Origin of the sequence: Microcoleus sp. B6-A1 (assembly GCF_036705085.1) — a bacterium.
GTDB lineage: Bacteria > Cyanobacteriota > Cyanobacteriia > Cyanobacteriales > Microcoleaceae > Microcoleus.
In genome coordinates this window covers 81,289-94,367 of record NZ_JAUBTU010000019.1, presented here as the reverse complement: position 1 = coordinate 94,367, position 13,079 = coordinate 81,289, and the positions used below count along the sequence as shown (strand labels likewise).

Here is a 13,079-nt window from a genome sequence, read left to right as displayed (position 1 = left end):
GTCCAAAAAGGACGGGCGGGACGCCCATCCCACAATAACAATTAAAATTGTAAGTTATTTAATTCGCGATCCTTAGCTGTCGGGCATCTTGCGTTGTATTTTTCGGGCGGGCTCGCGTGCCCAACCCCTACTCCCCACAACAATTTCATCTGAGATGTTGCACCATTCTCAATAAGCCTTTTATGAACAGGCTGGACGGCCTGTGAAGCGAGAAAACTCATTCTTTGTGGAACGGGCCCCAGAGCCCGTTCTTGACAATGGTGCAGCATCTGAGATCCTGCGGATTATTTGTGTCGAATTAGCTCGTAAATTTCCACATAGTCTTTAGCTGGATATTTCCACGAATTGTCACAATTCATGCCTTGAAGCATGAGTTTTTCAAATTCATCATGATAGTCATACCACAATCCGATCGCCCGATCGAGCGCCGACTCTAAAGCCGAGTAGTCGGTTTGATAAAACACGTAACCGTTGCGTTCTTCCGGGAGGTGGCGGGTGTCGTAATCTCGATCGAACACAGTATTCACCAAACCGCCAACTCCCCGCACCACAGGAACAGTGCCGTACCTCAACCCGATCATCTGAGTCAGCCCGCAGGGTTCGTAATTACTGGGAACCACAATCATATCCCCACCGGCGTAAATTAAGTGCGACAGTTCCTCATTAAAGCCTAGTTCTAAATGGCAGTCTGGATTATCATTTAAAAACTGTCTTTCGTGCTGGAAATGCGCGTTAATTCCCGCTTCCGTGGCGGAACCCAGAAGCACGAATTGCGCTCCCTTACTCAGAGAGTAATAAATTGCATGGTGGACGAGATGAACGCCTTTTTGGTCGTCCAAACGACCGATAAAGGTAATAATAGGCTTGTCAGCATCGCGCAGTAACAGCCGATCGCGCAAAGCTTTTTTAGTTTTAGCTTTTCCTGCCAAATCCTTCTGATTGTAGTGGTGCGGAATATAGCGATCGCTTTCGGGATTCCACACATCATAATCAATGCCGTTGAGCACCCCGCGAAACTTATCTTGATATAAATGCAATGTGTGGCCCAAACCGTAGCCACACTCGCCGAGGTGAGCTTCCCAAGCATGGTGCGGCGAAACTGTGGTGACAAAGTTCGAGTAAACAATCCCACCTTTCATAAAGTTGAGGGCAAAAGGGTTAAAGTTATCTCGGAGGCGAGCGTAATCAAAATAATAATCCTCTCGATTCAAACCCGTTGCATTCAAAATATCGCTACCTCCCATGCCTTGATGTTTGAAATTGTGAATGGTATAGCAGACTCGCTGATTTTCCATCCAATTATATTTGTAAATTTCAAACAGCATGACTGGAATCAAACCAGTTTGCCAATCGTGACAGTGAATCACATCGGGACGCTTGTTGCTTCTGAGCAAAAATTCCAAAGCGGCTTTGCTGAAAAATGCAAACCGCATATTGTCGTCATTGCACCCGTAATAACAGCCGCGATTAAAAAAGTTATCTTGAGAGCGAGGTTCGATGAAAAAACACAACTGCCCGTGCACCCAGCCGCACAAGACATCACAGAGGATTTCGCCGCCGTACCAGGGCACAGCCAGATCCCGGTAGGCTTCGTGAAGTCCCCAAATGTGGTCGTACCTCATGCAGTCGTACTTGGGTAGAATAATCTCGACGCAGTGGCCGGAATTCTGCAACTCCCGACTCAAACCGTAAACTACGTCGCCCAAACCTCCTGCTTTGATGACGGGGGCGCACTCCGAGGCAATTTGTACAATGTACATTTTTTTTCTCGCTCCTGATGAATCAAAAAGATATTTTCTTAACATGACAAAGTATATGGTTTCTCGCCAAATAAGCAAGTAGGCCATTGGGAATACAGGGAAAATAGCCGCAAAAGCCGATGTTGAGACGGATTTGGGCGATCGGCGATATCGTTTCGGCATTGCTGCAACTCGATCGCAAATTCCGCAAAACATAACTCATCTTCTCGCATTTGTCAACTCAATCTTTTGAGTCAAATCGCCATTTGTCTCGTCTTGTTCCGAATAGCGATCGAATAACTCACTCAAAGCTTCTTCTCCAACAATTTCTCCATTACTGACAAACTTCTCTACCTCCACCGAACCATCACTCAAAAATTCAATTTCCCACCGTTCCCCAGGTACAGCTACAATTACCATCATAGCTTCATCGCGATGATGCGCTAAACTGTAATCGATCGCCTGTTTTTGCAATTTTTGCAAAAATAATATTACTTGGTCAAATCCATTATTTTTCATCTATCAAATCTCCGATCGCTCAACAATTTGCGAACCATCCTAAAGCCGGGGATATTTTCTTCAGCACCTCTTTCTATTTGCTCCCATATCATTTCGCTAAATTCTTCCCAACTTGGCGAATTTGCCGGAAGCTGTGCTTGTTTTATACTACATTTTTTACCTTTGAGAATCTCAGACACTTTCATGCCTGCAAATTTTTGTGCGATCTTTCTTCCTCCTTATCTTACATAAATCCCACTCATCATTCTCATACCGCTCGAAAAAAATGCAATAACTCAACCCAAACCCATAGCATCATTTTCACATATTAATAATTTACCTTTCCCCTGATAAAACCAAACATAACCCTCTCCACCGCCTTTGCCAAAATGACCTAATTTTCGATAATCTTCTTCAATCCCCTTGGTAAATCCTTTCACCAAATCGCAATCAGCTATCAAAGTTTCACCTTGTTTGAGTTCGACAACCTTAGCCGGTGAACTTGTAGCTGCTACAACAGTAGCTGTTTGCTCGCGCAAAGCTGTAACAGCAATTCTCCACCTACCGTCATTAGAAGCCGCCACTTGTCGGAATTTCAGTTTTTTAGCACCGATAACTACATTGTCCGAACAAAACTGAAATACACCATCATCAAATTCCCACTGCTCCCCATCCGACAGAGCGATCGGCGTATAATGCAGGAAATTCCCTTTTTGTCTCGGTTCCAGTTTCACCGTACCAGTTCCTTGATATACGGGAGCGTTGTAGTCCATTTCCGTTGTCAAAGATACCCACATATCTTTTAAACGGTTATCCGTTTTATAAACACCGGAAGTCAATTTCCCCATACACCAATGCAGCGCACCTTTTTGAACTATCACTCCCGAATTGTTCAAGTTAATTTCCGCTTGCTGAACGAGGGGAATATTCTTAGTGGGATGGTAAAACTTGTTCGTTTCTGGATTGATGTTATTTTGAACGTACCACAAATCGGTTGGTTCCAAAACCTTGATTTCGTATTTCATAATTTACCTCGCCTATTTACGTGAAATGTGTTAAACATTTTACCCAAGATTAGGATCTGCCGCGCTCCCGGACTTATCCTGTGAAATTTATCTTTGGCCGACATCCTCTGCTACTGTTAAAGTATCTAGCTATCTTAGCAATAGCAGACAGCGCCCCTCCACAATTGTTGAGAAAAATTTATGCCTGCGATCGCACAATCTCCCAACCTACCCATTTTACAAGAAATCAACTCAGGATTACCCAATATTTGCGGCTCCGAAGCAGAAATTAATGCCGCAGCCAATAGCAACGAACCAATCTTTCTACCTACCACAAATCTGCGCCTGGAAAATATTCAAGCCGGATTCGCCTGCGCCCTGCATATGCACCAACCCACCATTCCTGCCGGTGCAAACGGCGAACTGATCTGCAATCTCCAGCATATGTTTGAACATCCCAACCAAGGAGACAACCACAACGCCGGAGTGTTTGCTTGGTGCTATTCCCGCATGGGAGAATTCATCCCCCAACTGATTGCCGAAGGCTGCAACCCGCGAATTATGCTCGACTATTCGGGCAATTTATTGTGGGGATTGCGCCAAATGGGACGCGACGATATCTTTGACAATCTCAAGCGGATTACCTGCGATCCTCAATATCAACCTCACGTAGAATGGCTGGGCACAATGTGGAGTCACGCCGTCATTCCCTCAACTCCCATTCCCGATATAAAACTTCAAATTCAAGCGTGGCAACATCATTTTGCAGCCATTTTTGGCATAGATGCCCTGAAGCGCGTTAAAGGTTTTTCGCCCCCAGAAATGCACTTTCCCAATCACCCAGATACACTTTACGAATACATCAAAGCTTTGAAAGAATGCGGCTATCGCTGGCTGATGGTGCAAGAACATTCTGTAGAAAATCCCGACGGTTCGGGATTGTCGCAAGACCAAAAATATATTCCCAACCGTTTAGTTGCCCGCAATTCTCGCGGCGAAACAATCAGTATTACTGCTTTGATTAAAACCCAAGGTTCAGATACGAAATTGGTTGGTCAAATGCAGCCTTATTACGAAGCAAAAGGACGCAATAAACAGCAAATTGGCAATATCACAATTCCTTCTTTAGTTACTCAGATTGCCGACGGCGAAAATGGCGGCGTGATGATGAATGAATTTCCCAGCGCCTTTGTCAAAGCTTGGCACGAAAACCGCGAACAAGGCGGCGGAAAATCCGGTGTTGTCGGTTTAAACGGTACTGAATATTTGGAGATAATTGAAGCGGCTGGTGTTAATCCTGAAGATTATCCGATTTGTCAAGGGATTAACCAGCACAAAATCTGGCACCTAGTCGATCCTGATAGTGCGACACCGGAAAAAGTGGAAAGTGCGATCGCACAACTCAAGCAAACAGACCACAATTTTCACATGGACGGTGCTTCTTGGACAAACGATTTGAGTTGGGTGAAAGGCTACGAAAACGTCTTGGAACCGATGAATCTACTCAGCGCTGCATTTCACCAAAAGTACGATCGGCTGGTGCAGCAAGATGCCGCCGTTACTAAGCAGTTTGAATACCAGCAAGCTTTGCTTTACAACTTGCTGCTACAAACAAGCTGTTTCCGCTATTGGGGACAGGGAACTTGGACTGATTACGCGCGGGAACTTTACAACCGCGGCGCTGCTTTAATGAAGTAGGAAAAGTTCGCAGTTGCGGTGTGGCAAAAAAAACGCAACTGCGAATTTTACCAAATTTTACAAACAAATAATTCCAGTGCACCCGGATTTTATATCAACCCTACATTCGCTTATGGCCTCGCATTTTAGAGAGAACTCAATTCCGCACCCTCAAATTCAGCCTACAGCATTAGGAGCATTATTAGCATTAGCTGGATTCGGTACATTCAAAAGACTAAAAAAATAGCCCTGAAGCCCTGAAGTAGCTCAAAAGTTCACTACTTTCTCACTATAAACAGTATCCATTAAAACTTTTTAGCTACAGAAGTCAAGATTTTATCTGAAATCTTCCTTGAGGCGAACCAATATTACAAAGTTCACTACTTTCTCACTAAAAACAGTATCCATTGAAACTTTTTAGCTACAGAAGTCAAGATTTTATCTGAAATCTTCCTTGAGGCATAACCAATATTACTAGGTAAAATTTGATTTCGTTCTTTGGATGTTACTAAAGTCAGTAAATTTTCGGATTGTGGTCAGCATTTGTGAGGTGATAATATTCGGAAATAATCTCAGCAAACTTATTTGAAATCAGCGTAGGCGCTACTGCCACAGTTTTTCTTGTTTTAAACGTGACAATCCAGAACATCAGGATTGAGGCAAGAAGTTGGCGCTGCTTTTAGTAGCTGGCTTCGTATTGCTTTGGGATTATTTAACTAATCATCAGGCTAAAAAATAGCCCAGATTATGAAATATTTTTCCCTATTTATATTGGCTTTAATCCTTTATGGGGCAATGGCACTAGGCTCTGTTTCACATGGAGTTAGTGCCTATATGGAGAGGATAGCTGACAACACGCCCTCAGTAAGTCGCTACTCTGTCAGCGGCTCACGCAATGGCATTGTTACCGTCAAAGATGCTGTTTCTTCAGAGGTGATTCGCACTTTTAAAATGGATGATGGAGTAGTTGTCAGAGAGACATTTCTCTTAGACGGTGGTAAGACTGTTGCGGCTTCGCAGAAAGACCATGCTGTTTTCTGGGAGTTGGCGACAGGTAAAGAAGTTCGCCGTTTTCCTCAAAGGATTTATGGCTTTTCCCACGATGAAACCAAGTTTTTTACTTACCAATTTCCGCAAGGGATAATATTCATGCACAGCTATCCCAGCTTTACACTTGTCTGCAAATGGAAAAAAGGAGCTCCCGGGCCTGAGCAGTTTCGCTTTTCGCCAAACGATCGCTTTTTGAACATCACATTTGGTCACGGATATCCCCCGATCGATGAAAATTATCCTCTACCGGATCGGAGTGGAGGTGCGGTGAATTACGCGCGACTTTTTAACATCGAAACTTGTCAGGAAATTAAAGAATTTTCTCAGCTTGATTTGCTATCTATAGGCGAGTTTTCTGCCGATTCAAATTTTTTGGTTACGCCAGAATATATCTACGTAGATGTTAACAGTGACAGACTTGTGCGGACTTTGTGGCGTTTCAATCTCAAAACTTACCAAGTTGAAAAACTTGCTGATTAGGATTTAATACACTTTCAAACAATTAGGACTCAAGGCTATGTCACAGCGAAATGCTAGCACAACATACATCTGTGCGATCTCAATAGCTGCATTCTTTACAACCGTTTCAAGCGGGGAAGTTTGTGCAGCACAACTGACTTTTGATGTAATCGTCAAAAATGAAGTCTTAGGTAATATTAGCCTGGAGAGAAAAATTAGGCCTGTCACAACAGGAACCAAAGATGCCATTGAGGGTCAATTTGTTGCTACTAAAAATGACTGGAAAAATTTTCTCGGTGTCGATCATCTGAACTGGCTTCAAATAGTAACGCAAGATTTTCATCCACCCATAACTATTGACCCTAACTTCGCCGTACAAGTCCCATATATAGATCCCCCCAAATTTGGTTATATTAGTGGATGGTCTGACGAGGAACCTTGGTACTGGGATGAATACAGAATTCCAGAAGAATTAGAACAATTTCTACCCTGGAATCCAAACAACCAACTAGCACAACAGACTCAAAACAATGGTCAGATTTTAAAATTCTCTGATGTACCGAGTGGTTCTCAAGCCAATCAGCTCAAATTTGAGACATTTCTGGTCGGTGATTTCGGCAACAAAACCTACGATTTTTTAACAGGTTTTTCCTGGTCAATTTCCCTCAATGGAGGCACTTCAACTATCACAAATATCGAACAAGGTGCAACATTTACCAAACAGTATGCCAACATAGTTGAGCAACAGTTTGGGTACAAAAAAGTTGACAAACTCCCCACCTATTTGTTTTCCAGTGCCTTATCCCCTGGCAAGGTTGACTCTTTTACAGAATCAGGACTTCAAGCATCAGCACCTTTTGTAGCCTGGACTAATAACTTTCCTGGTGTCAACCCCCCGAAAAAACCAGACACAATTTTAGGAGCGTTTAACCAATCGGGAAATCTGATTGCGGTGAATGACGACGGCGGGCCGTTTGGGAGCAATTGGGGTTCAGGGATTAAAAGTTCTGTAAACAATGACGGTTCTCTCAAACTCAAGGTGAGTGGCTACAACGACTTCAACTTTAATGAGCGTAATGACTTTAGTGGCGGCCCATGTAACGGCGGTAGCGGTGGTGGTGGATGTGTACGCAATGCACCACATCCTCAAGTTGGAACATACGACTTAGCTGTCAAGATGTATCAAGATTACCTTCCTTCTCTCAGTAGCGTTTCTACGTCTTCGAGTAATGTTGGTACGAATACAAGAGCTTTCGCTGCTAGGAGTATAAACCAGGAAATGTCTTTTTCCGAAAGCGACGTTTCTGACATAGCAAGCCTTTACAGCGACGACTTACCAAACGAAAAAGCCTCATCTAAAAAAGCCGAGGAGGACGCCCTCGCCGCCGCAGCCGTTCCCGAACCAACCACCGCATTAGGAACTTTATTTGCCCTCGCTGTATTGCCTGTAATTAAAAGACTCAAAAACCGGAAAAACAAAGAGTAATGAAAACCCTCTACACCCTGCTATATGCCCTCAGCATCATCCTCATCAACCCCTGGGGAAGCAGCCGGGGCCTCATCTGGACTTCCCCCAAAGTATTAATTATTTGGCTAATAGTAGGAGTCAATCTCGCCCTATTGTGGGAACAAAGAAAAGCCCTAACCATTCCCCGACAATGGAAAATATCGCTAATACTGTGGACAATATTTCTTTCAATCGGAGCTATCTCCACTCTACAAAGTCCCTTCCCCTTAACCTCTTTCTTCGGTCAAGACCAAATGGGAGACGGCTGGCTCTACTGGCTGTTAATCGCCGCCTTCACTCTCAGCAACAGCTTGCTCTTAACCATACACCCGCAACTCATTAATTCCCAATTCCAAGGACTGCTAATTGGCGGCATCATTCTTTCTCTTAGTATCTTCCCGCAAATCATAGACTGGCGGATCGACTATACTGCCACAATGGGGAAAATTATCAGAGCTGATGTTAATGCCAGCAGCATTTTTCAAGGACAGCAACCAATAGGATTGTACTCCCATCGCGGCCACGCAGCTATAGTTTTAGCATTAATAGTAATTACTGCTCTTGTCGGTTGGTTTGGGAGATTTACCACAAATAAATTAACTGCAATTACTTTAATTTTAACTGTTCCCTCACTGCTGCTAACTTCTACTCGAAGTGCTATTTTAGCTCTGATAGTTGCCAGTGCCTATTTGCTCAGAGGCAAATATTACAAAATTCTTGCAGGCAGTGCTCTTATCGCCATAATCGCTATTGGCATCATGACTGTCAGCAGACCGTTAGATTGGAGCAAACCTTCGATCGCACAAGTCATGTCTAGCCGATCGCCCATGTGGACGCTCTCAGCGCGCGGCATCAAAAAACGCCCGCTATTTGGATGGGGATTTGACGGTTTGGGCATCGCCTATCCATACATCCGAAATCCTCAAGTAACTCCGACCGTTGTAAATTTAGACGAATTTACTTACAACTATATTAACATAAAAGGTGAAATCAGCACTAGAGAAACTCCTACTTACAAAGCTCACAATTGGATTCTGGATACAACCCTATCTGTTGGCATTTTAGGGCTGCTGGCTGGGATTGCACTTTGGGGATATTATCTCTATTTAGCGGTGAATTCATCAATGCGCGGTATTGAAGCGGTGGCTATTGCTTATCTGATTTTTACTTTCACTTGGTTCGACTGCGCTCAATATGCACATATTGCGTGGTGGACGATGAGTCTCGCCGCAGTTAAATATGCTTCTATTACTCGTTTTTATCGTTGGGGGGCAGAGTCCGGGCAATTACCAATTACTAATTAGCAATTACCCATTCCCCAATCTTACATTTCCTGCATTAACCGCAAATAGTTTTGCCGCATTTGCGTCATATTTTCCATCATTCTATTAGCCATATCTTTCTCAACATCGCTCATTTGTTGCCAAAATAAAGCAGATCGCCTCGCCATAATTGCTTCTTCCCATAGCATCTCCAAAAGTTGCGCCGCCATTGGGTTTTCAGCATCGATAATCCCGCACAATTGCTCGAAGGCCCGGTTGGCTTCGGTGTGAGTGCTAACATCCTGAACCAGGCTTAGGCATTTTTTGAGTTGTACGATCGGATTTTCAGAAGAGTAAGCCATAATTTCACTAAGATAAGCGACAAAATTTACAATGATACCTTTGACATTACTAGAGTTTTGACACTCCCCGGCAGACCAGCGCGGGGATTCTTAAGACAGCAATTTGAGTCTTAAAGGCGATGCCAAAGCACCTCTACCGATTCCACTTAGATCTAGTCCAAGCATTATCGCTACTTTTCTAGCAATATTTGCACAACCATTACAATCTGCATTGATTAGCCAACCTTGAGCCGTTCTGTACAAACCGCGCTTAATTCGTTTGCCACTAGGAAGCCACCCTTCGGGTTTTTCGCCAAATTTAGGTAGCAAGTCATTATCGACAAACGAAGCTTTGGAAGAATATGATTCTTCAGCTTCAACAAACCTTAAACCGTATTGCTCGCACAGTTGAGCTATTCTATCTTTCAGTCTGCCCGTAGGGATTTGCACAAACTTTTGATTAGTGTTGCTTCCCATATTGACAGACTCTTTTTGTCCTTTGTTCCAACCAAAAATAACTGTACCGATTTGGTTGTCTAAGCAGTGCTGAATTACTTTTCTTGCTGCTTTGTTGACGGCATCTCGCATTTGGCGATTACGTTTTTCAGTTAAGCCTGCCAATCTTTTAGACCAGTAGCCGTTGGCTTTCCCTTTCATGAGAAAAGCAACCCGTTTGTTATATCCTTGATTGAGGGACTTGAGATGTTTGCCGTCAACGATAAAACTTGTGCCGATATTGCTCAAGCAGGTTAGCCAGTTGTCTATTCCGTGGTCAATTGCTAAGCATTTGGCAGGGTCTACATTCGCTTGGACATCCTCTGTTTTGTAAATCAATTCCAAGTAGAAACAGCCATTCCGGGGAAGAATGCGATACTCTCGAATTGTTTTAAAATCTAGATTAGATGGCATTGGTAGGAAAAACGCATCTAACCCGAACCACGCTTTAACCTTGCTTCCCAGAGGAAATCGCAGCATCCCATTCTTAAGTTTTACGGATCTTCCTGTAAACGTTACAAGTGCCATTCCACCTTTACGGTATCCCGGCAATTTAGGGTGTTGCGTAACCGTTCCATTTTTGATTCCTCTGAGTAAGCCCATAAAAGACTTAAAAGACTCTGCTACCCCTGTCAGAATTTGCTGAGCTGTATCTGAATAGAACGCTTGATAGTGCAGGTTTCTATCTTCAGTTCCCAAGACTTTGTGTAGCTTAGCCCGGTTCGGAATCTTGCCAGTTTTAAAGTATATTTGGCGAGAATAATAGATACCGCAATTAGTAAGCTTTGCAGACTCGGAACACAGATATTCAAGAATCGCTTGAATGCTTGAATCAGATCGAATTAGATTTTGTTGACAACCAAACATTGCTGAATCCTCCTATAATTTATAGTACAGCAAAAAGCAGGACAATCTATTAATAAATATTTAGATTTTATATTAAAAAGGCGAAGAAAAAACCGGCCACTGAAGAAGGGGCTTCAGACCCAATAATTTGGTGACACAGCCGTAGAGTTCCCTACATACCAGCGCCAAGGCAAATCCATGCCTTGAGAAATCCCGATCCGCGTAGTTTGCACAAAATTTATTGTACCCTCCTCCACAGCTTGCTGAAATTGCTCGCTCCGGTGTTCCAACCGCAGCGGTTGGCCGGAACCCAAGGGAAAACCGCTTAAAGTTCGATCGATCCCCAGTACCTTACACAGTTTCCCAGGCCCGGCGGCGAGGCGCGATCGCTTCTTCTCAGGAATTGCAGCGAATTCTTTGGGAACCACATCTACCTGCAAAGCTCGAATCAGCACAGCACTAGCAACTCCCTCTGCATCCGTCACGACATTAAAACAGTGATACATCCCGTAGATTAGGTAAACGTAGCTCATACCCGGAGGCCCGAACATCACCTCATTGCGAGAAGTGCGCTTTCGGTAAGCGTGACAAGCGGGATCTCCCGGGCCGTAAGCTTCGGTTTCGACAATAATTCCCCGAATCGTCTCGCCGTCAGGAAACTGCCGCACCAACGAACATCCCAGCAAATCTGGCGCTACGCTGGTAGATGGCCGCGCCAGCCAAAAAGATTCTACAATCTGAGTATTTGCACTCACTCAACAACAGCAGGTAAATTATGGACGTTAAGTTAGTTTTAGCAGTCTTGACAGCAGTTTTCACCGTTTGCTGTCTGTTCTTCGGTACAAAAAACGGATTCTACGATACTGACAAGTATCATGGTAACGGTTCTGCTCACTAATTTTAGGCGATTGTTTGTTGCTTAAAAAAACCGCCGCCTGTCAGTCAGGCGGCGGTTTTTTTTTATGAACCACAGAGGCCACAGAGGACACAGAGAAAGAGAAAGAGAGAGCGGAAAGAATCAAAAGAAGTTGACAAATGATGACACAGCAGATTGCTGTATTTGCTGCAATTAAGGATGAATTTTGCCATCGGGCATTTTAGTTTCTTGCAAGCTAGCATTCTCGAAGTCGGCGCATCCCATGAGGTTGAAACGCATTGTGGCTCCTCGATCCGTTGCTTTCATATTGAAACCAACTACTGCATTTTCTGGGTTATTCTGTTCTGGAACAGCGGTGACATTAAAATCCATATTTGCTTCTTTTTCATTAGCCTCAAGGTTGAAAGTGATGCCAGCACAGCCCAAATCAGCTCCGGTCAGGTTGGCTCTATTTAAGTTGGCATTTTTGAGGTTGGCATTGGTCAAGTTGGCTCCTGATAAGTTAGCACCTTCTAGGTTAGCTCCCTGCAAGTTTACTCCTTGCAAGTCTAATCCTTGTAAGTTGGCATTGCTGAAATTGCATTCCTGACACTGTTTTGTTTGCAGCAATTCCTTGACTTGGTTTTGTTGCTGGGAAAATGTTAGATATTTTACCGCAGTAAATACAACTGCGATGGACAATCCAGCAGTAACTAAATTTTTTAATTTCATAAATATCCGAAAGGCTTAGGGGGTTTTATATCGCGGTTAATAGATTTCTACAATAGTGCGATCGACTTCTCCAGAATTCCCACAAAAAAATGCAGGCATCCCAGAAGCAGTCCAACCCAATTAAACACCGCCGGACTTATATAGCAACCGCCAAGACGGTTAGGATGTTCTTATATCAAATCCGCGCTTCATCGGAATTATTCATTACTCTTTTCTCTCCCTCTGCGTTCTCTGTGTCCTCTGCGGTTAAATCATTCCGATGCAACCGGAATTGATATTAATTGCTCAAACCCTGGCTATTATTCCTTATTCCTGCTGTTTATCCGCTCGCGAAGTCGAATGGCCTTCTGCCTTCTTCCTTCAGCTCTAAATCGGCCTCCTTTCCCTCGCCAGTGCTGCTTTGAGTTTCGGACTCGCCCCCTCGGTCTGCTTCACTTTGCTTTGAGCAGTCCACAAACGGAATTTATTTTTACCCGAAGGCGCGCATTGGCCTATACCTGGAGACTGAAATAAAAGAAACTTTATTTATATCCCTGGAATGAGTAAATCATCAAGAGATTTGAGGATGATTAATCTAGAAACGCAATACCGTACCTGCGCTGTAAATTTCTCA

The 13,079-nt window shown here is 43.7% G+C and carries 14 protein-coding genes; 5 read left to right on the top strand and 9 right to left on the bottom strand.

Going from position 1 to position 13,079, the window contains the following annotated elements:
* Positions 1-284: 284 nt before the first annotated feature.
* From glgA to QUB11_RS09505, 5 genes are all read right to left on the bottom strand, one after another.
* The gene (gene glgA / locus QUB11_RS09525; RefSeq protein ID WP_333390368.1) at positions 285-1,760 is read right to left on the bottom strand and encodes a glycogen synthase GlgA; all 1,476 of its coding nucleotides are present in this window, start codon (positions 1,758-1,760) and stop codon (positions 285-287) included.
* Positions 1,761-1,782: 22 nt separating this feature from the next.
* Positions 1,783-1,962, bottom strand: a complete 180-nt coding sequence (locus QUB11_RS09520) for a hypothetical protein (protein WP_333376518.1) — start codon at positions 1,960-1,962, stop codon at positions 1,783-1,785.
* Positions 1,959-2,258, bottom strand: coding sequence for a hypothetical protein (locus QUB11_RS09515; protein ID WP_333390365.1), 300 nt, complete (start codon positions 2,256-2,258; stop codon positions 1,959-1,961). The genes QUB11_RS09520 and QUB11_RS09515 overlap by 4 nt, the downstream gene beginning before the upstream one ends.
* Complete coding sequence (locus QUB11_RS09510; RefSeq protein WP_333390362.1) at positions 2,255-2,443, bottom strand: hypothetical protein; 189 nt, start codon at positions 2,441-2,443, stop codon at positions 2,255-2,257. The genes QUB11_RS09515 and QUB11_RS09510 overlap by 4 nt, the downstream gene beginning before the upstream one ends.
* 90 nt (positions 2,444-2,533) lie before the next feature.
* Positions 2,534-3,262 carry an AIM24 family protein gene (locus tag QUB11_RS09505; RefSeq protein WP_333390358.1) on the bottom strand — a complete coding sequence of 243 codons (729 nt, stop codon included), beginning with the start codon at positions 3,260-3,262 and terminating at the stop codon, positions 2,534-2,536.
* Positions 3,263-3,442: 180 nt separating this feature from the next.
* Here QUB11_RS09505 and QUB11_RS09500 point away from each other — a divergent pair, with 180 nt between their 5' ends.
* The 4 genes from QUB11_RS09500 (at position 3,443) to QUB11_RS09485 (ending at position 9,238) form a co-directional block, all read left to right on the top strand.
* Positions 3,443-4,939 (top strand): glycosyl hydrolase family 57, encoded by a 1,497-nt coding sequence (locus tag QUB11_RS09500; protein ID WP_333390356.1) that lies wholly within the window; start codon positions 3,443-3,445, stop codon positions 4,937-4,939.
* An 813-nt stretch (positions 4,940-5,752) separates the two neighbouring features.
* Entirely contained in the window at positions 5,753-6,448 is a 696-nt protein-coding gene (locus QUB11_RS09495; protein WP_333390354.1) for a hypothetical protein, read from the top strand.
* Positions 6,449-6,485: 37 nt separating this feature from the next.
* Complete coding sequence (locus QUB11_RS09490; RefSeq protein WP_333206373.1) at positions 6,486-7,913, top strand: hypothetical protein; 1,428 nt, start codon at positions 6,486-6,488, stop codon at positions 7,911-7,913.
* Positions 7,913-9,238: an O-antigen ligase family protein gene (locus QUB11_RS09485; RefSeq protein ID WP_333206371.1), complete on the top strand. Its 1,326-nt coding sequence runs from the start codon at positions 7,913-7,915 to the stop codon at positions 9,236-9,238. Before QUB11_RS09490 ends, QUB11_RS09485 begins: the two co-directional genes overlap by 1 nt.
* A gap of 20 nt (positions 9,239-9,258) precedes the next feature.
* On the opposite strand, the gene QUB11_RS09480 is transcribed toward QUB11_RS09485, so the two are convergent.
* From QUB11_RS09480 to QUB11_RS09470, 3 genes are all read right to left on the bottom strand, one after another.
* Positions 9,259-9,558, bottom strand: a complete 300-nt coding sequence (locus tag QUB11_RS09480; RefSeq protein WP_006633230.1) for a hypothetical protein — start codon at positions 9,556-9,558, stop codon at positions 9,259-9,261.
* A gap of 90 nt (positions 9,559-9,648) precedes the next feature.
* Complete coding sequence (locus QUB11_RS09475) at positions 9,649-10,899, bottom strand: transposase (protein ID WP_333206369.1); 1,251 nt, start codon at positions 10,897-10,899, stop codon at positions 9,649-9,651.
* A gap of 113 nt (positions 10,900-11,012) precedes the next feature.
* Positions 11,013-11,633 (bottom strand): DNA-3-methyladenine glycosylase, encoded by a 621-nt coding sequence (locus tag QUB11_RS09470; RefSeq protein WP_333206367.1) that lies wholly within the window; start codon positions 11,631-11,633, stop codon positions 11,013-11,015.
* A gap of 20 nt (positions 11,634-11,653) precedes the next feature.
* Between QUB11_RS09470 and QUB11_RS09465 the strand changes: the two genes are divergently transcribed.
* Positions 11,654-11,776, top strand: coding sequence for a hypothetical protein (locus tag QUB11_RS09465; RefSeq protein ID WP_006633228.1), 123 nt, complete (start codon positions 11,654-11,656; stop codon positions 11,774-11,776).
* 171 nt (positions 11,777-11,947) lie between these two features.
* Here the strand turns inward: QUB11_RS09465 and QUB11_RS09460 are convergent, their stop codons facing one another.
* Positions 11,948-12,466 carry a pentapeptide repeat-containing protein gene (locus QUB11_RS09460; protein ID WP_333206366.1) on the bottom strand — a complete coding sequence of 173 codons (519 nt, stop codon included), beginning with the start codon at positions 12,464-12,466 and terminating at the stop codon, positions 11,948-11,950.
* Positions 12,467-13,079: the final 613 nt, after the last annotated feature.